The organism is Pseudomonas sp. WOUb67 (assembly GCF_050058005.1).
GTDB lineage: Bacteria > Pseudomonadota > Gammaproteobacteria > Pseudomonadales > Pseudomonadaceae > Aquipseudomonas > Aquipseudomonas putida_R.
Genome location: NZ_CP170112.1, coordinates 552956 through 575587, shown reverse-complemented (window position 1 = coordinate 575587; position 22632 = coordinate 552956). Strand labels below are relative to the sequence as shown.

Here is a 22632-nt window from a genome sequence, read left to right as displayed (position 1 = left end):
ACCCAAGCAATTTGCTAGCGCAGATTGCGGTGGTGAAGATGATACGAACCGAAAGTTCGAACGTAACCCACAAATATCGCATATCCGAATTCGCTGGGCTGTCCATCTGGACATTCTGGCTACAGAATTTCTTGACGACCATAGAGCATTGGAACCACCTGATCCCATCCCGAACTCAGCAGTGAAACGATGCATCGCCGATGGTAGTGTGGGGTTTCCCCATGTGAGAGTAGGTCATCGTCAAGATTCATTTCGCAAAACCCCTATCTGCGCATGCAGGTAGGGGTTTTGTCTTTAAGTAGGAACTACAGAGATTCGCAGGCACGTCCGAGTGACGGGCCAGCACACAGAATTTCTTGACGACCATAGAGCATTGGAACCACCTGATCCCATCCCGAACTCAGCAGTGAAACGATGCATCGCCGATGGTAGTGTGGGGTTTCCCCATGTGAGAGTAGGTCATCGTCAAGATTCAAACCCAAAGCCCCTGTCTGCAATGCAGACAGGGGCTTTGTCTTTTCCGGGTATCTATAAAGGTCAGAACTGATAGCTGACCGTGGCGCTGACGTTGCGCTCTTCACCCATGTAGCAGTAGTTCAGGCTGGCACATGAGGTGATGTAGCTTTTATTGGTAAGGTTGTTGGCGTTTAGGCGCACATCCACGCCCTTGAGCCCAACCTTGCCCAGGTCATAGCCGAGGGAAGCGTCAAACAAGGTGTAGGAAGGCACCTTCATGCTGTTTTCCGCATCTACCCAACTGTAGCCCACATACCGCACCCCACCGCCCAGCCGCAGGCCATCCAGCGGCCCTTGGTGGAAGTTGTAGTCAGCCCACAGCGAGAAGATCTGTTTCGGTGCCTGTGTTGGCGAATTGCCTTTGTTGTCGAGGCTGCCCGACGTCAGGCTCGGCATCGACCTCGCATATTCGATATCGGTAAAAGTGTAGCCGCCCAGCAGTTTGAGGCTGTCGGTCAGCTGCACATGAGCCTCCAGCTCCAGCCCTTGCGAGCGTACTTCACCTACCGGGCGATAGAAGTTTTCGTCAGGCTGCTTCGAGGCCAGGTTTTCCTGTTCGATGCGGAACACCGATGCGGTGAACAGGTTGTCGCTGCCCGGAGGCTGATACTTGATACCCGCTTCCCATTGAGTGCCCTCGGTCGGTGCCAGCGGGCGGCCTTCCTGGTCGGACACGGTGTTGGGATTGAACGACTCCGAGTAGCTGACATAGGGCGCAATGCCGTTCTCGAACAGGTAGAGCACCCCGGCCCGAGTAGTGAATTTGGAGCGCTGATCGCTGACCTTGGTGTCGCTGTCGCGATTCTCCTCCGACACCTTCACCCAGTCCTGGCGAAGCCCCAGGGAGAAGCGCCACTGGTCAAGCTCCACCAGGTCCTGCAGGTACACACCTGTCTGCTGCAAGCGCCGCTGGTAGCGGTTTTCGCCCAGTACCTGAAGGTTGCCATTGCCGTACTGCGGGTTGCCGGCGTCCAGCGGGTCGACCGAGCCATAACGCCATGCGACATCGGCCTTGCGCCGCTGGTAGTCGGCGCCCAGCAGCAGGGTGTGTTTGGCAGCGCCGGTGAAGAATTCTGCCTGCAGCATATTGTCGAGGATGTACGAATGCAGGCGCTCGTCGCCGCCGGTATAGGCGCGGTTGAGAATGTTGCTGTCGGCATCCGCCCAACCGGCCGAGTACACCTGGTCCATGGACACGTCGGAATCCTGGTAACGGAAGTTCTGCCGCGCCGTGAACACATCGTTGAAGCGATGCTCGAACTGGTAGCTGAAGGACTGCTGAGTGCGCTCGTAGTTGTCGATGCCCGGCTCGCCCTCGAAGAAGTGGTCTGACAAGCGCAAGCCGTTGCGCTTGTGCAGCATGCCGTCTGCAGGGTTGCCGCCGTGGTACCCGCCGTTAGGGTCGTGCTGCAGGTAAGCCTGCAGTGTGAGCGAGGTGTCTTCGGTGAAGTCGACGCTGATGGCCGGGGCGATGGTGTAGCGTTCTTCCTTGCTGTGGTCGAACTGGGTGTCGGACGCATCCGCCAGGCCTGTCAGGCGATAGGCGATGCGCTTGTCGTCATCCACAGGGCCGCTGAAGTCGAAACCCATGCCACGCTGGCCCTGGGTGCCGACTGTGGCTTGAACCTGGTGGTAGGGGGTAAACAGCGGCTTCTTGGTGGTCAGGGCTACCAGGCCCCCTGGCGAGCTTCGCCCATACAGTACCGAAGAGGGCCCTTTGAGAATATCGATACGCTCAAGGAAGTACGGGTCCACCTGCATGGTGCTGTAGGTGCCGTTGTCGCCCATCGACTTCAGCCCATCGACGTAGATGTTATCCACAGAGCCGTCGTTGAAGCCGCGCATGGCCACATAGTCGTAGCGATGGGTGGCACCGTAAGGGTTGGTCAGTACCCCAGGCGTGTAGCGCATGGCCTGGGCAACGGTCTGCGATCCCTGGTCGTCCATCTGCTGGCGAGTCACCACCGAGACCGATTGGGAGGTTTCCACCAATGGCGTGCTGGTTTTGGTCGCCACCTGGCTGTGGGTGGCGTTGTAACCCTCCATGCTGCCCAGCGCATTGCCGAGGCTAAAGCTACGGATATCGGTGTCTGGCAATGACAGGGCGGCGTCCAGGGGCTGTGTCTGCAGCACATAGCTACGTCCATCCTGGCTTACCGCTTCCAGGCCGCTGCCATTGAGCAGTTGGCGCAGCGCTTGGTCGGTAGCGTACTGCCCCTGCAGGCCGTTCGACTGCAGGCCATCGGTGAGCTGAGGCGTACTCGACAGGGTAATGCCGGCCTGACGAGCAAACTGATTGAGCACGTCGGCCAGTTGGCCGGCCGGGATTGCATAGTGATGACTCACCTGGGCTGTTTCAGCCGCTGCGCACAGTTGCGGAACAGCCGCCAGACCCAAGGCAGTACCAAACAGCGCAGCCCGGATGGCATGGCGCAAGCGTGCTGATTGCAGGACAGGTCGATAATCATTCAAGTTGCAAGTGTGGGTTAACACCGGGTTGATAGACATGAAGGGTCCGTTGAAGTGTGGAGGGCAGAAGGTGTCGCTTACTGTCCTAGCCGGACCGGGATTGAAAACCCGCCAGAAATCGTCAAGGCCTTGTCAGGCCATGCTTTCTACACGTACCCACCAGCGTGTACGTTGGCGAAGCCTTACGGGCAGCGTCTGCGGCAGCAACTGAAGCAGCTGCTCCGGGTCTTCGAGGCGGAACACCCCCGACAGGCGCAAATCGGCAATCTCGTCGCTGCAGCCCAGGTACCCATGGCGATAACGGCTCACCTGCGCGAGGAAGTCGGACAGGCGCATGTCCTGGGTAACGATCAGCCCTTCAGCCCAGGCCATCGCGTCCATGTCCAGGTGCGCCAGCGGGTGCGCACCTTGAGCATCCAGGCGCCAGTGCTGGCCGCTTTCGATCCACAGCAGTTGGCCATTGCCAGGCTGGTGGATCGCCACTTTGCCGTGGCTGACACTGACACGTGTGCAGTCGCTGTCCTGGTACGCCACAAAGCGTCCTGCGAACCCTTCCAGCAGCGCGTCGCGGGTTTGTACCAGTACTGGATGCCCGGAGTTGCAGGTAATCATCAGCTCCCCCTGCTTCAGGCGAACCAGGCGCTGCTGGTCATTGAAGGCCAGGTCCACGGCAGTGCGGGTATTGAGTTGCATCAGTGAGCCATCGGGCAGGGTAAAGGCGCGTTGCTCCCCGGTGCCGGTGGCATAGTCCGACGCCCATGCACGGGTAGCATCGAGGTCTTTGGCCAGCCATGTCGCCGACCCCACCATGACAACGCCGCCAAGCAGCTTCAGCGCTTGCCGGCGGTGCAGGCGCTGCTGGCTGGTTTCCAGGGTCTGCAACGCCAACCCGGCACCGGGGATCGAGCGCAGGTCCAGGTCCTGATGCAGGTGCATCACCCGTTGCCAGGCCTGCTCATGTTCGTGGTGGGCACTGCGCCATTGCGCGCACTGTTGTTGCAGCGCCGGCTCATGCCCGCGTTCGCGCAGCCGCAGCATCCACTGGATGGCCTGCTTGACCGCTTTTGCATCAGGGCGTGCTGCAGTCATTGATTCAGCACTCGTCTTCATAGCGCAGCACATAGCAATGATAGAGCGCGTCAGCGATGTAACGCTCTACAGTACGCACCGAGACCCCCATCTGCTCGGCAATGGCCTGGTGCTTCAGCCCCTCGCATTGGGCCAGCAGGAAGGCGCGACGTACCTTGGGTTTGAGGCCATCGAGCATGCGCGCGATACGCTCAAGCAATTCCAGCAGCAGCTCGCGGGTTTCGACCGAGGGGTACTGGGCTTCCGGCACATGGGCCAGTGCCTCCAGGTAGGCCCTGTGCAGTTCCTCGCGGCGCCAGTGATCGATGACCAGCCCACGCGCTACCGTGCGCAGGAACGCCCGAGGGGTGTTCAGCTGCAGGTGTTCGCGGCGTTGAAGCAAGCGCACGAAGGTGTCATGGGCCAGGTCTGCGGCATCGGCGGCATTGCCCAGCTTGCTGCGCAGCCAGGCGTGTAACCAGCCGTGGTGGTCACTGTAGAGCGTTTGCACGGAGTCATTGCTGGGCATAGGGGAGGGCGCTGGCATCAATGGACATGAATGATAATTAGTCTCATTGTTGGCGTGGCAAGGTCAATTTGCAACCCATCTGCTCGCGCCGCACGTAAAGCCAGTTACGGGCTAACGCGCCCGTTGCGCATCCAGGTAATTGCGGATTACCAGCGCTCCGCTATTGAGGTGCCGGGCCAGCACGGCTACCGCCTCATCCACCAGCTTGTCGCTCGCCGCATCTACCAGCGCGTTGTGATCGTCCTGGGTCAGCTTGCCCAGGCCCATGGACGAAAGATGAAAACGCAGGAAGCGCTCTTCTTCGTTCAGTTCGTTCTCGATCAGGCGCAGCAGCTTCCGGTTCGACGCCTTGCTGTACAGCGTCATGTGGAACAGGCGGTTCAGGCGGCCGATTTCGGCGTGGCGGGTTTCGTTCTCCAGTTGCTGGATATAGCCACGGGCGCTGGCGATGTCGCTGGCATCCAGCAGCGGGATCGACTGTCGCAGCGCTTCGCTCTCAAGCAGTACGCGCAGGGTATAGGTGTCAACCGCATCCTCGCCGATCAATGGCGCAACCACGGCACCCTTGTGCATCTCCACTTTCAGCAGCGATTGTGCTTCAAGCTGGCGCAAGGCCTCGCGCACGGGCATGCGGCTGACGCCAAACAAGGTGGCGAGCTCTTGTTGTCGCACGGCGGTACCAGGGGCAGGCGGCCATCGAGGATGGCGCTACGCAGGCGTTCTTCGATCACGGCACGGGCCTGGTGCGGCGACAGCTGTTCGCTGGCCAGCACATTGCTCAATTTGATTTTCTCGGCCACGCGACGTCTGCCTCAACGATGACTAAAGTTGGATCCAATGACACTAGTGTTAGCTTGGGGGAGTTGTCAAACAAAGGCCCGCATTGGAACGGGCGCCCCAAAAGCGCGGCTATGGTGGATGAAGTCGCTTGCCAAAGGAAGCGGCCTATAGAAGGTTATAAACAGAAAGTGTAGGCCGGCTGACAGGCGGCTGCATGATTGCAGGGTGCCATTGTTTTTTGCGGTGGCAAGCCGCACCATCGCTGCTTTCGACTGGCCTGAACAGGGCTGCGCAGTGGCGATATCCTGGATGTTCAAAACCGTTGTGCGACGTCTCGGCTTTGCCGCGCTGCTGGGCAGTCTGCTGCTGGGTGGCTTGCACGCGGATTGGGATTTTTCGCAGATAAGCCGCAGGTCCCAGGCGCTTTACGGCCCTCTGGGTGCGGGGCAGGGCCGCATCGATGCCTGGCAGAACCTGATGGCCACGCAGAAGCAGGGTACCGAGCTTGAGCGGCTGCAGGTGGTCAACCGCTTCTTCAACCAGCAATTACGCTATGTCGAAGACATCGACCTGTGGCATGAGGTCGACTACTGGGCCACACCGGTGCAGGCACTGATCAAAGGTGCCGGGGACTGCGAAGACTACGCCATCGCCAAGTATTTCAGCCTGCGGCGCATGGGCATCCCCAGCGAAAAACTGCGCATCACCTACGTCAAGGCGTTGCGGCAGAACCGCGCGCACATGGTCCTGACTTATTATTCAAACCCACAGGCCCAGCCTTTGGTGCTCGACAGCCTGATGGATGCCATCAAGCCGGCAAGCCAACGTACCGACCTGCTGCCGGTGTACGCCTTCAATGGCGAGGGGTTGTGGCTGACGGGCGCCGCAGGCAACAAGAAGGTCGGCGACACCAAGCGGCTGTCACGCTGGCAGGATTTGCTGAAGAAAATGCAGGCCGAAGGGTTCCCGGCCGAGCCGGTTTACTGAAGGAGCACAGATGTCACTGTTCAAACAATTGCTGTTGGCCATTTGCCTGTTCCTGGTAGTCGCCTTCAGTGGCAGTTTCATGGTCAGCCTGGAAAGCTCGCGCAGCCAGTACGTCAACCAGTTGCGCTCGCACGCCCAGGATGCAGCGACTGCGCTGGCGCTGTCGCTGACGCCGAATATCGACGACCCGGCGATGGTCGAGCTGATGGTCAGCTCGATCTTCGACAGTGGCTACTATGCAAGCATCAAGGTCGTCGACCTGGGCTCCAACGCCGTGCTGGTGGAGCGCCACGCCGAGCCGGACCCTGGCGGGGTACCGCGCTGGTTCGTGCACCTGATCGGCCTTGAGGCCGCCGGTGGCGACGCCATTGTCAGCCGCGGCTGGCAGCAGGCCGCGCGGGTGGAAGTGATCAGCCACCCGATGTTTGCCATTGCCAAACTCTGGCAAAGCGCCCTGGGCAGCCTGGGCTGGTTGCTGCTGTGCGGTGCAGCCAGTGCCGTGCTCGGCGCCTTGCTGTTGCGCCGTCAGTTGCGCCCGCTGGACTATATGGTTGAGCAATCCCACGCCATTGCGCGCCGCGAATTCCTCAGCCTGCCAGAGTTGCCGCGCACACCGGAGCTGCGCCGTGTGGTGCAGGCGATGAACCAGATGGTCGAGAAGCTCAAGGCGCTGTTCACTGAGCAGGCCGAGCGCAGCGAGCGGCTGCGTGCGGAGTCTTACCAGGACAGCCTGACCGGGCTCTCGAACCGCCGGTATTTCGAAATGCAGCTGAACACCCGGGTAAGCAACCTGGAGGACGCGCGCGCCGGCTACCTGCTGTTACTGCGCGTTCAAGGCCTGGCAGGGCTGAACGCACGCCTCGGCGGCCAGCGTACCGACCAGTTGCTGCAGGCCGTGGGTGAGCAGTTGCGCCGCACCTGTGCCAGCTTCCCGGAAACCAACGACCTGATTTCCCGCAGCCGCGGTGGCGAGTTTGCCGTGCTGGCGCCGGGCATGGTGCATGAAGAAGCGGTACAGCTTGCCCAGGCGCTGGAAGCGACGCTGCAAAGCCTGCATGAGACCGGTGCCAGTGATATCGACCCGGTGGCCTGTATCGGCCTGGCGCCGTTCAGCCCCGGTGATTCTCCCCAGGCTTTGCTGAAGCTCGCCGATGAGGCCCTGGCCCGCGCCGAGAACCAGCCAACACCGGGGTGGGTGTGCCTTGAACAAGGCGTGGCCGCCGTTGCTGCCGATAGCCAGCACGCCTGGCACGAGCGGCTCGATCAGGCGTTCAACAATGGGCATTTCGAGCTGTTCTTCCAGCCCGTGGTGGACTGCGCTGCGGTGCAACGGGTACTGCACCACAAGGTGATTTCGCGCTTGCAGGATGGCCAGGGCGAGGCACTGCCGGCAGGCCGCTTCCTGCCTTGGCTGGAGCGCTTCGGCTGGATGCCGCGGCTGGACGTGTTGGTGCTGGAAAAAGTGTTGGCACACCTGCGTGGGCATGACCAGGTGCTGGCGCTGAACCTGTCCGCCGCTACCCTGGCCGACCCCAAGGCCCTGCACCGTGTCTTTGAACTGCTCGCCCAGAATGCGGCGCTCGGCCCGCGGCTGGTTTTTGAAATTGGCGAGGAGCAGTTGCCTGAGCAGGCAGCCCTGGAGCAACTCACCCGGCGCCTGCACGGGCTGGGCTTTGGCCTGGCGCTGCAGCGCTTTGGCGGGCGCTTCAGCATGATCGGCAACCTGGCGCACCTGGGCCTGGCGTACCTGAAGATTGACGGCAGCTACATCCGCAACATCGACCATGAGCAGCACAAGCGGCTGTTCATCGAAGCGATCCAGCGTGCGGCGCACAGCATCGATTTGCCGCTGATTGCCGAGCGGGTCGAGACGGAAGGGGAGCGGCGGGTGTTGCAGGAGATGAGGGTAGGCGGGATTCAGGGCCAGCTGGTCGGCGAGCCTGCGCCCTGGCGCTGAGTTCTCATACTGGCAGTTCCGGCCCTATCGCCGGCAAGCCAGCTCCCACAGGTACTGCACCGACCTCGAAGCCTGTGCAGTACCTGTGGGAGCTGGCTTGCCGGCGATAGGGCCGGAGGAGCCACTAGAAAGCAGTGGCCAAGCTCATCACCGTTCGCGCAGTGCTTCCGAACGCGCCTTCATGATCGGCTTGAGCAAGTAGCTCATGATGGTCTTCTTGCCGGTCATGATATCCACCGTCGCCACCATCCCCGGAATGATCAGCAGCGGCTTCTCATCAGTCCCCAGGTGGCTGCGGTCGGTGCGCAGCTTGATCAGGTAGTAGGTGGTCTTCTTGTCTTCGTCGGTGATGGTGTCGGCGCCGATCTGTTCCAGCTTGGCCTTGAGCCCACCGTAGATGGTGTAGTCGTAGGCCGTGAACTTGACGGTCGCCTCCTGGCCAGGGTGCAGGAAGGCGATGTCCTTGGGCAGGATCTTCGCTTCGATGACCAGCGTGTCGTCCAGAGGCACCACCTCGATGATGTCGCTGCCGGGCTGGATAACCCCGCCAATGGTGTTCACCAGCATCTGTTTGACGATACCGCGTACAGGCGAAGTGACCATGGTGCGGTGCACCCGATCGTCCAGTGCCTTGCTGGTGGCCGTGGCCTTGTTCAGCTCGGTGCGCGCCTCGTTCAGCTGGGTCAGCGCTTCACTGCGGAATTTGCCGCGGGTTTCCTCGATCTTGCTCTGCACCTCGCGGATGGCCGCTTCGGCACGTGGGATGGCCAGCGCGGTGGAGTCCAGCTGGCCACGGTTCTCCACTTCGGCGCGGCGCAGGCGCAGCACTTCAACCTGGGAGATCGCACCGGTTGCCACCAGCGGTTCGGACATGCCGATTTCCTTGCGCAGCAGCTCAAGGCTGTTGGCGTACTGGGCACGTTTGGAGCTGTACTCACGCAGCTCCTGCTGGCGCTGAACCAGCTGCTGCTGCAGGCCGCCAATTTCGTCCTGCAGTTGCTGGCGCCGGCTCTGGAACAGCGACTCTTCGTTCGCCGCCTGGCTTGGCGCGGCTTTACGCAATTCCTCATCGATGTTCAGCGGGGTGTCCCCTACCTCGGCACTCAGGCGCTCGACCCGCAGGGCCATGGCCAGGCGGTCGGCCTCGGTTTCACCGACGTTGGAGGCGAAGCGGGTTTCATCCAGGCGCAGCAATGGCTGGCCAATTTCGACGATCTGCCCTTCCTTGGCGAAGATTTCGGCGACGATACCGCCCTCCAGGTTCTGGATCTTCTGCACCTTGGATGACGGAATGGCCTTGCCTTCGCCCCGTGTGACCTCGTCGATGGGGGCGACGCTGGCCCACACGATCAAGAACACGAAGAACAGGATCACGCCCCAGATGGTCAGACGCACAACCCGCGGTGCATCTTCGATCAGGGCCTTGTTGACCTCTGGCAGCGGCTGGCCGCCCAGTGAGTCGGAGCCTTTGAAGTAGCGCCGCAGGCCATCCTTGAATTGCCCCATATCCAGCTTATGCAACACTGATCTGCCCCTTCTTCAGCGCATCCATGACCGCGGCTTTCGGGCCGTCGGCGACAATCTGCCCGCGATCGATCACGATCAGCCGGTCAACCAGCGACAGCAGCGAGGCACGGTGCGTGACCAGCAGTACCGTCTTGCCTTCCACCACCGCTTGCAGGCGCTGCTTGAGGCGTTCTTCGCCGGTGTTGTCCATGGCACTGGTTGGCTCGTCCAGCAACAGGATCTGCGGGTTGAGCAGCAGCGCACGGCCCAGGGCGACGTTCTGCCGCTGGCCGCCGGACAAATTCTGCCCGCGTTCACCCACTTGCAGCTCGTAACCGTCCGGGTGCAGGCGGGCGAACTCATGCACACCCGCCAGCTCGGCGGCCTGCAGGATCAGTTCGTCCTCGATGTAGCGGGCACCGCTGACCAGGTTGTCGCGCAGGGTGCCGGCCAGCAGCTGGATATCCTGCGGTACATAGCCGATGTTGTGGCGCAGTTCGCTGACGTCGATCTGGCGAATATCCACGCCATCGACCAGCAGCGAGCCGCCATCGGCCTCGTACAGGCCGACGATGAGCTTGGCCAGCGAGCTCTTGCCCGAGCCACTGCGGCCGATGATGCCGACCTTCTCGCCGGGGCGGATGGTCAGGTTGATGTTCTTCAGGGCCAGGTTCTGCTGGTTCGGGTAGGTGAAATCGACCCCGCGGAACTCGACACTGCCCTGCAGTACCTTGCGGCTCAGCGGGCGCTCTTCGAAGTTGCGCTCCTGCGGCAGTTCCATCATGTGGTCAGTGGCCACCATGGTGACCTTGGCCTGCTGGTAGCGGGCAAGCAAGCCGTTGAGCGAAGCCAGGGGCCCAAGCGCCCGGCCGCTAAGCATGTAGCACGCCACCAGGCCGCCCATGCTCAGGTTGCCGTCGATGATCAGGTACACGCCGACGCAGATCATCGCCACACCAGCCAGCTGCTGGATAAGCATGGTGATGTTCATCGCCAGGCTCGACAGCACCTTCACGCGCAGTTCCAGGCGGCTGAGGGTGCCGAGGGTCTGCTCCCACATGTACTGGCGTTCGCTTTCGGCGTTGTTGACCTTTACCGCATCCAGGCCGGCCAGGGTCTCGATCAGGCTGGACTGGCGCTCGGAGGCCAGGGCCATGGTCCGTTCCATGGTCGCCATCAGCGGCCGTTGCAAGGCATAGCCGATGCCCAGGGCCAGCGGGAAGGCAATGATCGGGATCCACACCAGATGCCCGCCGATGATGGCGATGACGATCAGGATAAGGATGGTGAACGGCAGGTCGATCAGGCTGGTCAGGGTCAGTGAGGCGAGGAAGTCGCGCAGGCCCTGGAACTCGTGAATGTTCTGGGCAAAGCTGCCGACCCTGGCCGGGCGGTACTTCATCGACATGCCGACGATGCGCTCGAACAGCGTCGCGGAGATGATCAGGTCGGTCTTCTTGCCGGCCAGGTCCAGGCACAGGCCACGCAGGCCCTTGAGGATCAGGTCGAAGACATAGGCACCGGCGATACCGACCGCCAGCACCCAAAGTGTTGCTGTTGCCTGGTTGGGCACCACGCGGTCATACACGTTCATCACGAACAGCGGCGCGGCCAGGGCGATCAGGTTGATCACCAGGCTGGCGGCGATGGCGTCGATATACAGCCACTTGCTGCGCAGCAGGGTATCGCGGAACCACGACTTTGCCCGCGGGATGAGGTTGCCGTGGTTGACGTCGAACTTGTGCTGCGGCTGGGCGAAGAACACCCGGCCGCTATAGTCGCTTTGCAGCGCTTCGCGGCTGACATGCACCTCGCCGCCATCGCTCTCGCTGAGCAGCAGGCGCGCGGTGTCTTCGTTCTCCCAGCCTAGCAGGACGGCACTGCGGCCTTCCTTCAGCAGCAGCATCGCCGGCATGGCGATGCTCGGGATCTGCTCCAGCTTGCGCTGCAGCAGGCGCCCTTGCAGGCCGGCCCGGGCGGCGGCACGGGGCAGCAGCTCGGGGCTCAGGCGCTGGGCGGGCAGCGGCAGGCCGGTGGTCAGCATGACCCGGCTGGCGGGTTTCTGGTGCAGGACACACAGGCTCAGCAGGCTATCCAGCAAGGGATCGTCGTGCTGACTGCGTGGATCATGGCTGAGTTGGACTCGACTGACTTCAGATTCCACGCGGCGCTCTCTTCATCCTTGTGGTGGGTGGGGTGGGTGTGCCGCCGTTAAGGTCTGGCCGGCTCGCCCTGGCGTTCAATGATGCTGCCAAGCGGTGTAAGTAAGGGGTACGACGCCCTTACGGCTGAGCAGACGGCCAATGGTCGCCTCGAATCGATACTGAGTAAACAGTTGTACGTCGTTCATTGCTACCAGACTGCTCCTGAGCAGTGGGTGTTTCATTTTTGATCCGGTATACGTACAGGCTGAAGCATTTTCAGCAGCATAGCCTGCCCGCCAGACAGTGAGTGGACCGCCTATGACCGATCATTGTCTTCGTCAGTAAATGGGCGCTGATTTGTTGACGGTTTTATAGGTACTGATCGTTAAAATTCATCGCACAAAGTCTGTTTGCGCGCTCGGTGCTTGTTCAGAAATCGTCAATGGTTTGCCATCATCGCCGTGTCAGTATCTGCGCAATCGTTCTCTATCTGTCTGATCGGCGATGAAGCGTTGTTGCAGGCCGAGCGCAGTACAAGGCTGGTGCTGGCTCGAACCCTTATACAGCCCCGATGTTGCCTCGTTTTGACGCCCCAGCCTGTGCGGTTTCAGGCAAGGTTTGTGCTTGTACGAAGGCTGCAGCGAGGGGGCGCGAAAGTAATCTGAAAATTGACGCGTGCAGGCTTGACGGTTGCCGATGGGTGGCTGTTCAGCAGCATGAAATGCCGATGCCGAAGCGTTGAAAACGTTGCTGAACTTAGCGGTGAGCAAGCTTTCGATGATGTACGACATTTGTCCTCAATGAACGGTTGGCTAAGGTACAAATATCAATGTGACATTACATTGCCGATTGTTTAGGATGGCCTCTATAAGGTCAATAGTTTGGCATTTAAGTAATTCCAAATAGTTATAGACGAAAAATTGACGCAATAAAGCGTCAAGAGATCATCGACATAGTTCCGCCTGCAGTGGCTTGCGAGTGCCGCTCTGGTATGGAAGTACCCATAGGGTCACACGGAGAGTCCAATGAGCAGCGTTGTAGCCATCGTCAAAAGCATTGTCGGCCAGGTTATTGCGGTATCCCCAGAGGGCATTCGTCGTGTGCTCATCGAAGGGGACCGCCTGCTGTCAGGTGAGGAAGTGCTCACTGGCCCGGGCGGCGCAGTTACTTTGGAGCTGGCCGATGGCCGTCTGCTTGACCTGGGCCGCGACAGCCAGTGGAGCGCCGATGCGCCTGACAGCAGCACCGACCTGACCCAGGCGACCGCACAGGCCGCGCCGTCGGTGGAAGAGCTGCAACAGGCGATCGCTTCCGGTGTCGACCCGACTACCGAACTTGAAGCCACCGCAGCCGGCCCGTCCGCAGCGGGCGGCGGCGGCGCGCTGGGCGGCGGTCACAGCTTCGTGATGCTCGAGGAAACCGCGGGCCGTGTCGATGCTACCGTTGGCTTCCCGACGCAAGGGCTGGGCTTTGCTGCCGTGCTCGACAGCGAAGAGGTTGGCTTGCTGGATACCACCAGCAATAACCAGGTGACGACGCCAACGACCGACACCAACGTTGCTACCGGCCTGATTCTCGGCGCCACTCCTTCCATCAGCGAAGCGGGTGGCGTAATCGTTTATACCGCCACGGTTGGCCAGGCGCCGACCACCAACCTGATCGTCACCCTGTCCAACGGTGCCGTCATCGTCATCCCGGCCGGCCAGACCAGCGGCAGCGTCAATGTCGTGGTGCCGGCAAATGACACGCCTTATATCGACGGTGGCCAGATCTCGGCAACTGTAACGGGTACCACCGGCGGCAACGGCCTGACGGTGACAGTGCCGCAAACGCCGGCAGTTACCCAGGTTACCGATACCATCGACACCACCACTGCGACGCTGACGGCGAATCCGTCGGTGACCGAAGGTGGCGTGATCACCTATACCGTGACCCTGAGCAACCCTGCCCAGACTCCGGTGACCGTGACCCTTTCCAATGGGCAGGTCATCACCATCGAGGCTGGCAAGACCCAGGGCAGTGTCGACTTCCAGACGCCGGCGAACGACGTCTACAACAACGGTTCGACTGTCAGCACAACCATTACTGGTGCTACCGGTGGCAATTTCGAGCAGTTGACGCCGAACCCTGCACCGGCTGAGACGGTAATCAGTGACTCGGTCGATACCACGACGGCCACTCTGACTGCTTCGCCAAGTGTCACCGAAGGTGGCGTGATCACCTATACCGTGACCCTGAGCAATCCTGCCCAGACGCCGGTGACTGTGACCCTCTCCAATGGGCAGGTAATCACCATTGAGGCTGGCAAGACCCAGGGCAGTGTCGACTTCCAGACGCCGGCGAACGACGTCTACAACAACGGTTCGACCGTCAGCACAACCATTACTGGTGCTACCGGTGGCAACTTCGAGCAGCTGACGCCGAACCCGACCCCAGCTCAGACCACGATCAATGATTCGGTCGATAACACCACCGCAACCCTGACGGCGAGCCCGTCGGTGACCGAAGGCGGTGTGATCACCTACACCGTGACCCTGAGCAACCCTGCCCAGACTCCGGTAACCGTGACCTTGTCCAATGGGCAGGTAATCACCATCGAGGCTGGCAAGACCCAGGGCAGTGTCGACTTCCAGACCCCGGCGAACGACGTCTACAACAACGGTTCGACCGTCAGCACAACCATTACTGGCGCTACCGGTGGCAACTTTGAGCAACTGACCCCGAACCCGACCCCGGCTCAGACCACGATCAATGACTCGGTCGATAACACTACTGCGACCCTGACTGCATCGCCAAGCGTTACTGAAGGCGGCGTAATCACCTACACCGTGACCCTGAGCAACCCGGCCCAGACGCCGGTGACTGTGACCCTGTCCAACGGCCAGACCATCACCGTTGAGGCCGGAAAAACCCAGGGCAGCGTTGATTTCCAGACCCCGGCGAACGACGTTTACAACAACGGCTCTACCGTCAGCGTCACCATCGAGAACGCCACTGGCGGTAACTTCGAGCAGCTGACGCCGAACCCGACTCCGGCTCAGACCACGATCAACGATTCGGTCGATAACACCACCGCGACCCTGACTGCATCGCCAAGCGTCACCGAAGGCGGCGTGATCACCTACACCGTTACCCTGAGCAATCCTGCCCAGACGCCGGTGACCGTGACCCTGTCCAACGGCCAGACCATCACCGTTGAAGCGGGCAAGACCCAAGGCAGCGTCGACTTCCAGACCCCGGCGAATGACGTCTACAACAACGGCTCGACTGTCAGCGTCACCATCGAGGGCGCCACTGGCGGTAACTTCGAGCAACTGACGCCGAACCCGACTCCGGCTCAGACCACGATCAACGATTCGGTCGATAACACCACCGCGACCCTGACTGCATCGCCAAGCGTCACCGAAGGCGGCGTGATCACCTACACCGTTACCCTGAGCAATCCTGCCCAGACGCCGATGACCGTGACCCTGTCCAACGGCCAGACCATCACCGTTGAAGCGGGCAAGACCCAAGGCAGCGTCGACTTCCAGACCCCGGCGAATGACGTCTACAACAACGGCTCGACTGTCAGCGTCACCATCGAGGGCGCCACTGGCGGTAACTTCGAGCAACTGACGCCGAACCCGACTCCGGCTCAGACCACGATCAACGACTCGGTCGACACCACAACCGCGACCCTGACGGCGAGCCCGTCGGTGACCGAAGGCGGCGTAATCACCTACACCGTGACCCTGAGCAATCCTGCCCAGACGCCGGTAACCGTGACCCTGTCCAACGGCCAGACCATCACCGTTGAAGCCGGCAAAACCCAGGGCAGCGTTGATTTCCAGACCCCGGCGAATGACGTCTACAACAACGGTTCGACCGTCAGTGTCACTATCGAAAACGCCACTGGCGGCAACTTCGAGCAGTTGACCCCGAACCCGACCCCGGCTCAGACCACGATCAATGACTCGGTCGACACCACCACCGCGACGCTGACCGCTTCGCCAAGCGTCACTGAAGGCGGCGTAATCACCTACACCGTGACCCTGAGCAACCCTGCCCAGACGCCGGTAACCGTGACCCTGTCCAACGGCCAGACCATCACCGTTGAAGCCGGCAAAACCCAGGGCAGCGTTGATTTCCAGACCCCGGCGAATGACGTCTACAACAACGGTTCGACCGTCAGTGTCACTATCGAAAACGCCACTGGCGGCAACTTCGAGCAGTTGACCCCGAACCCGACCCCGGCTCAGACCACGATCAATGACTCGGTCGACACCACCACCGCGACGCTGACCGCTTCGCCAAGCGTCACTGAAGGCGGCGTAATCACCTACACCGTGACCCTGAGCAACCCTGCCCAGACTCCGGTAACCGTGACCCTGTCCAACGGTCAGACAGTCACCGTTGAGGCGGGCAAGACCCAGGGCAGCGTTGATTTCCAGACCCCGGCGAACGACGTCTACAACAACGGTTCGACCGTCAACGTCACCATCGAAAGCGCCACTGGCGGCAACTTCGAGCAGTTGACCCCGAATCCGACTCCAGCTTCGACTGTCATCAATGACAGCGTCGATACCGTCACCGTAAGCATCGTCAGCAATGGCAATGTGACCGAAGACCAGCAACCTTCCTTTACTGTGAAAGTAAGCCAGGCGCTGGACCGTCCGTTGACCGTTACCCTGTCGAACGGCGACACCGTGACGATCGAGGCCGGTAAGACCGAAGTCGAGTACAAAACCCCGGCTCAGGGCGATGACGTCTATCACGACGCTGGCTCCATCACCCTCAGCGTTACCGACGCTACAGTTCCAGGTGCCACCTTCGAGAAGCTGGCCTTGGGTGGCCCGGCTACCGTTGAAATCTCGGACACTATCAGTGAAGTGGTGGCTAAGCTGACCGCCACTCCTTCGGTGACCGAAGGCGGCGAGATCACCTACACCATCACCCTGACCAACAAAGACGGTTTGCCGATCAACAATCATGGCGCCCTGACCTTCACGCTGAGCGACGGTAAAACCGTCATCACCGTACCGGCCAACGGCACTACCGGTTCGATCACTGTCACTGCGCCGGACAACGTCTACGTCGGTAGCAACCCAGCAGTGGTCAACGCCATCGCGACCGTTGCTGGCGCTGACGTCGGCAAGTTTGAGCAACTGACCCTGGACAAGACCCCGGTCAGCACCACCGTCACCGATGAGCCAGGTACTCCAGGCAATCCAGGCGGCAACAACGAAGGCGACCTGGTCAAGGTCACCATCACTGCCGACCAGACCTCGGTGGCCGAGAACGTAAAACCGACGTTCACCGTGCACATCAGCCAGCCGCTGGACCACGACCTGGTTGTGACCCTGAGCAACAATGCTCAAGTCACCATCAAGGCCGGCGAGACCAGCGCGCCGTACACCCACGATGCGCAAGGCGATGACGTCTACAAAGACTCCGGCGAAATCAGCCTGGGCATCAATTCGGCGGTAGACGCCACCGGCGCTACCTTCGAGAACCTGCAACTGGGCGGTGCGGCTACCGTTCAAGTGACCGACACCGTCGACGAGGTTGTTGCCAAGTTGACCGCAAGCCAGTCGGTGACCGAAGGCGGCGAAATCACTTACACGATCACGCTGACGAACAAAGACGGCCTGCCGATCAACAACCACGCAGAGCTGTACTTCAAACTGACCGATGGCACCACTGTCATCGTGCCCGCCAACAGCACCACCGGTTCGGCCACTGCAACCGCGCCGGACAACGTCTATGTCGGCGCTAACGAGCCGGTGGTCAATGCCATCGACGCTGTCAGCGGCGCGGACGCGTGGAAGTTCGAAAACCTCAACCTGGACAAGACCCCGGTCAGCACCACCGTCACTGACGAGCCAGGTACCCCAGGCAACGAAGGGGATATCGTCAAGGTCACCATTACGGCTGATCAGGTATCGGTCGCCGAGAACGTCAAACCGACGTTCACCGTGCACATCAACACCGCGCTGGCCCACGATCTGGTCGTGACCCTGAGCAACAATGCCCAGGTCACCATCAAGGCCGGCCAGACCAGCGCGCCATACGAGCACGCTGCGCAGGGCGATGACGTCTATCAGGATGCTGGCGAAATCAGCCTGGGCATCAAGTCTGCTGTGGATATCGACGGCCGTGCCTTCGAAAACCTGCAGCTGGGCGGTGACGCTTCGGTCAAAGTGACCGACACCATTGACGAAGTTGTGGCCAAGCTGACCGCGACCCCTTCGGTTACCGAAGGTGGCGAGATCACCTACACCATCACCCTGACCAATAAAGACGGTCTGCCGATCAACAACCATTCGGAGCTGTACTTCAAGCTGACCGATGGCACGACGGTCGTTGTGGCCGCCAACAGCACCACCGGCTCGGCCACTGTAGCCGCACCGGATAACGTTTATGTCGGTACAAACCAGCCGGTGGTCAATGCCATCGACGCCGTCAGCGGCGCGGATGCGTGGAAGTTTGAAAACCTGAACCTGGACAAAACCCCGGTCAGCACCCAGGTGACCGACGAGCCAGGCACCCCTGGCAACGAAGGCGATCTGGTCAAGGTCACCATCACTGCCGACCAGACTTCGGTGGCGGAAAACGTCAAACCGACCTTCACCGTGCACGTGAACCAGCCGCTGGACCACGACCTGGTCGTGACCCTGAGCAACAACGCCCAAGTCACCATCAAGGCGGGTGAAACCAGCGCGCTTTACGAGCACGCTGCACAGGGTGACGACGTTTACAATGACGCTGGCCAGATCAGCCTGGGCATCAACTCGGCTGTAGACGCCACCGGCGCTACCTTCGAGAACCTGCAGTTGGGCGGTGCGGCTACTGTTCAAGTGACCGACACCACCGACGAAGTGGTGGCCAAGTTGACCGCGACCCCTTCGGTCACCGAAGGCGGCGAAATCACTTACAACATCACGCTGACCAACAAAGATGGTCTGCCGATCAACAACCACGGCGCCCTGACCTTCACGCTGAGCGACGGCAAGACCGTCATCACCGTACCGGCCAACGGCACTACCGGTTCGATCACTGTCACTGCCCCGGACAACGTCTACGTCGGCAGCAACCCAGCAGTGGTCAACGCCATCGCGACCGTTGCTGGCGCTGACGTCGGCAAGTTTGAGCAGCTGACTCTGGACAAGACTCCGGTCAGCACCACTGTCACTGATGAGCCAGGTACTCCAGGCAATCCAGGCGGCAACAACGAAGGTGACCTGGTCAAAGTCACCATCACTGCCGACCAGACTTCGGTGGCGGAAAACGTCAAACCGACCTTCACCGTACACATCAACACCGCACTGGCTCACGACCTGGTCGTGACCCTGAGCAACAACGCTCAGGTCACCATCAAGGCCGGCGAAACCAGCGCGCCATACGAGCACGCTGCACAGGGTGACGACGTCTATCTGGACAGCGGCGAAATCAGCCTGGGCATCAAGTCCGCTGTGGACGTTGACGGTCGTACCTTCGAAAACCTGCAGCTGGGCGGTGCCGCTACCGTTCAAGTGACCGACACCGTCGACGAGGTTGTTGCCAAGTTGACGGCAAGCCAGTCGGTCACCGAAGGGGGCGAGATCACCTACACGATCACGCTGACCAACAAAGACGGCCTGCCGATCAACAACCACGCAGAGCTGTACTTCAAGCTGACCGATGGCACCACTGTCATCGTGCCCGCGAACAGCACCACCGGCTCGGCCACTGCAACCGCGCCGGATAACGTCTATGTCGGCGCTAACGAGCCGGTGGTCAATGCCATCGACGCTGTCAGCGGCGCGGATGCGTGGAAGTTCGAAAACCTCAACCTGGACAAGACGCCGGTCAGCACCGAGGTTACCGACGAGCCAGGTACCCCGGGCAACGAAGGCGACATCGTCAAGGTCACCATTACGGCTGACCAGGTTTCGGTCGCCGAGAACGTCAAACCGACCTTCACCGTGCACATCAATACTGCACTGGCCCATGACCTGGTCGTGACCCTGAGTAACAACGCCACGGTCACCATCAAGGCCGGCCAGACCAGCGCGCCATACGAGCACGCTGCGCAGGGCGATGATGTTTACCAAGACGCCGGCGAAATCTCCCTGGGCATCAAGTCGGCGGTAGACGTTACCGGTGCGGCCTTCGAAAACCTGCAACTGGGCGGTGACGCCTCGGTCAAAGTGACCGACACCATCGATGAAGTTGTGGCCAAATTGACCGCAAGCCAGTCGGTCACCGAAGGTGGCGAGATCACCTACACGATCACGCTGACCAACAAAGACGGCCTGCCGATCAACAACCACGCAGAGCTGTACTTCAAGCTGACCGATGGCACCACTGTCATCGTGCCGGCGAACAGCACCACCGGTTCGGCCACTGCAACCGCGCCGGACAACGTTTATGTCGGTGCCAACGAGCCGGTGGTCAACGCCATCGACGCGGTCAGCGGCGCAGATGCCTGGAAGTTCGAAAACCTGACCCTGGACAAGACCGAGGTCAAAACCCAGGTTACCGACGAGCCAGGTACTCCTGGCAACGAAGGTGACATCGTCAAGGTCACCATCACGGCTGACCAGGTATCGGTTGCCGAGAACGTCAAACCGACCTTCACCGTGCACATTAATACGGTGCTGGCGCATGACCTGACCGTAACCCTGAGCAATAACGCGGTTGTGACCATCAAGGCCGGTCAGACCTCGAGCGAGCCGTATGCTCACGACGCGCAAGGTGACGACGTTTACCAGGACGGTGGTGAAATCACCCTCGGCATCAAGTCGGCGGTAGATGTGACCGGTGCGGCCTTCGAAAACCTGCAACTGGGCGGCGACGCTTCGGTGAAAGTCACCGACACCATCGACGAAGTTGTGGCCAAGTTGACCGCAAGCCAGTCGGTAACCGAAGGCGGTGAGATCACCTACACCATCACGCTGACCAACAAAGACGGCCTGCCGATCAACAACCACGCAGAGCTGTACTTCAAGCTGACCGATGGCACCACTGTTATCGTGCCGGCGAACAGCACCACCGGTTCGGCCACTGCAACCGCGCCGGACAACGTTTATGTCGGTGCCAACGAGCCGGTGGTCAACGCCATCGACGCGGTCAGCGGCGCAGATGCCTGGAAGTTCGAAAACCTGACCCTGGACAAGACCGAGGTCAAAACCCAGGTTACCGACGAGCCAGGTACTCCTGGCAACGAAGGTGACATCGTCAAGGTCACCATCACGGCTGACCAGGTATCGGTTGCCGAGAACGTCAAACCGACCTTCACCGTGCACATCAATACGGTGCTGGCGCATGACCTGACCGTAACCCTGAGCAATAACGCGGTTGTGACCATCAAGGCCGGTCAGACCTCGAGCGAGCCGTATGCTCACGACGCGCAAGGTGACGACGTTTACCAGGACGGTGGTGAAATCACCCTCGGCATCAAGTCGGCGGTAGATGCTACCGGTGCGGCCTTCGAAAACCTGCAGTTGGGCGGCGATGCCTCGGTCAAAGTGACCGACACCATCGACGAGGTTGTGGCCAAGTTGACTGCAACGCCTTCGGTAACCGAGGGCGGTGAGATCACCTACACGATCACGCTGACCAACAAAGATGGTCTGCCGATCAATAACCACGCAGAGCTGTACTTCAAGCTGACCGATGGCACCACTGTCATCGTGCCCGCCAACAGCACCACCGGTTCGGCCACTGCCACCGCGCCGGACAACGTCTATGTCGGCGCTAACGAGCCGGTGGTCAATGCCATCGACGCGGTCAGCGGCGCAGATGCGTGGAAATTCGAAAACCTGACCCTGGACAAGACCGAGGTCAGCACCACCGTTACGGATGAGCCATCCGGGCAGGGTGACCTGGTGAAGGTCAGCATTACCCCGGTGGTGGATACCGTGAACGAGGCCACCGCGCCGACCTTCAAGGTGACCCTGAACCAGGCCATCGATAAACCGCTGACCGTGCTGCTGAGCACCGGCGAAACCGTGGTGTTCGCTGCTGGCGAAACCACCAAAACTGTCTCGGCTGCGGCCCAGGGCGATGACGTCTTTATCGATAAAGGCACTATCACCGTCAGCATCGACAAGGCCACCGTCACCGGTGGCCAGCTGGAGAACCTGCAGATTGGTAGCCCGGCGACTGTTCAGGTCACGGACACCATCAGCAAAGTCACCGCCGTACTGTCGGTGGACAGCACCGCTGTGGTTGAAGGTGGCAAGATCACCTACACCGTCACCCTGATCAGCGAAGACACCAAGCTGCCAGTGACTGGCCACGGCGGCGTGACCGTCACCCTGACCGGCGGCACAGTCGTGACCATCCCGGCCGGCTCGGCCTCGGGCACCGCCTTCGTCACCGCACCGAACGACCTGTTTACCGGTGGCCAGCCTGCCATCACCAAGTCGATCACCGACATTTCGGTCTCGGGCGACACCAAGTTCGAAAACCTGGTGACCGACAAGACCCCGGTCACCACCACCGTCAGCGACGAGCCAAACGGTGTGGGCAACCTGGTGAAAGTCAGCATCACGCCAGTCACCGAGTCGGTGAACGAGGCGACTGCGCCGACCTTCAAAGTCACCTTGAACCAAGCGCTGGACAAGGCACTTACCGTTACCTTGAGCACCGGCGAAAAGCTGGTATTTGCTGCTGGCGAAACCACCAAGACCATCTCGGCGCCAGCCCAG

9 protein-coding genes, 2 rRNA genes and 1 pseudogene (1 of these 12 running past the window's edge) are annotated in these 22632 nt (G+C 60.8%); 5 read left to right on the top strand and 7 right to left on the bottom strand.

Annotation, left to right across the window (positions count from 1 at the left end; translation table 11 throughout):
• Positions 1–130: 130 nt before the first annotated feature.
• Positions 131–246: ribosomal RNA gene (rrf, locus tag ABOC32_RS02520) — 5S ribosomal RNA — on the top strand.
• Positions 247–355: 109 nt separating this feature from the next.
• A 5S ribosomal RNA gene (gene rrf / locus ABOC32_RS02515) occupies positions 356–471 on the top strand.
• Positions 472–537: 66 nt separating this feature from the next.
• On the opposite strand, the gene ABOC32_RS02510 is transcribed toward rrf (ABOC32_RS02515), so the two are convergent.
• From ABOC32_RS02510 to ABOC32_RS02495, 4 genes and pseudogenes are all read right to left on the bottom strand, one after another.
• Positions 538–2952, bottom strand: a complete 2415-nt coding sequence (locus ABOC32_RS02510; RefSeq protein ID WP_426810043.1) for a TonB-dependent siderophore receptor — start codon at positions 2950–2952, stop codon at positions 538–540.
• Positions 2953–3117: 165 nt separating this feature from the next.
• Positions 3118–4074, bottom strand: a complete 957-nt coding sequence (locus ABOC32_RS02505; protein ID WP_426810042.1) for a FecR domain-containing protein — start codon at positions 4072–4074, stop codon at positions 3118–3120.
• 4 nt (positions 4075–4078) lie between these two features.
• Positions 4079–4582, bottom strand: a complete 504-nt coding sequence (locus tag ABOC32_RS02500) for a sigma-70 family RNA polymerase sigma factor (protein WP_426810041.1) — start codon at positions 4580–4582, stop codon at positions 4079–4081.
• Positions 4583–4693: 111 nt separating this feature from the next.
• Positions 4694–5382: pseudogene (locus ABOC32_RS02495) on the bottom strand (GntR family transcriptional regulator).
• Between the two features lie 205 nt (positions 5383–5587).
• Here ABOC32_RS02495 and lapG point away from each other — a divergent pair.
• Positions 5588–6349 carry a cysteine protease LapG gene (gene lapG, locus ABOC32_RS02490; RefSeq protein ID WP_426810040.1) on the top strand — a complete coding sequence of 254 codons (762 nt, stop codon included), beginning with the start codon at positions 5588–5590 and terminating at the stop codon, positions 6347–6349.
• Positions 6350–6359: 10 nt separating this feature from the next.
• Positions 6360–8306 carry a cyclic di-GMP receptor LapD gene (gene lapD / locus ABOC32_RS02485; protein WP_426810039.1) on the top strand — a complete coding sequence of 649 codons (1947 nt, stop codon included), beginning with the start codon at positions 6360–6362 and terminating at the stop codon, positions 8304–8306.
• A 147-nt stretch (positions 8307–8453) separates the two neighbouring features.
• Here the strand turns inward: lapD and ABOC32_RS02480 are convergent, their stop codons facing one another.
• The 3 genes from ABOC32_RS02480 to ABOC32_RS02470 all read right to left on the bottom strand — a co-directional run bounded on the left by ABOC32_RS02480 (position 8454) and on the right by ABOC32_RS02470 (position 12747).
• A complete protein-coding gene (locus ABOC32_RS02480) occupies positions 8454–9812 on the bottom strand; it encodes an HlyD family type I secretion periplasmic adaptor subunit (protein ID WP_426811558.1) in 1359 nt (452 codons plus the stop codon).
• A 7-nt stretch (positions 9813–9819) separates the two neighbouring features.
• Positions 9820–11976, bottom strand: coding sequence for a type I secretion system permease/ATPase (locus ABOC32_RS02475; protein ID WP_086974239.1), 2157 nt, complete (start codon positions 11974–11976; stop codon positions 9820–9822).
• A 444-nt stretch (positions 11977–12420) separates the two neighbouring features.
• The gene (locus ABOC32_RS02470; RefSeq protein ID WP_426810038.1) at positions 12421–12747 is read right to left on the bottom strand and encodes a hypothetical protein; all 327 of its coding nucleotides are present in this window, start codon (positions 12745–12747) and stop codon (positions 12421–12423) included.
• Between the two features lie 234 nt (positions 12748–12981).
• On the opposite strand from ABOC32_RS02470, the gene ABOC32_RS02465 reads away from it, so the two are divergent.
• Positions 12982–22632 carry the start of an immunoglobulin-like domain-containing protein gene (locus ABOC32_RS02465; protein WP_426810037.1) on the top strand. It continues 18120 nt past the right edge of the window, so 9651 of the gene's 27771 nt are visible here — the first part of the coding sequence; it begins with the start codon at positions 12982–12984; its stop codon lies beyond the right edge, outside the window.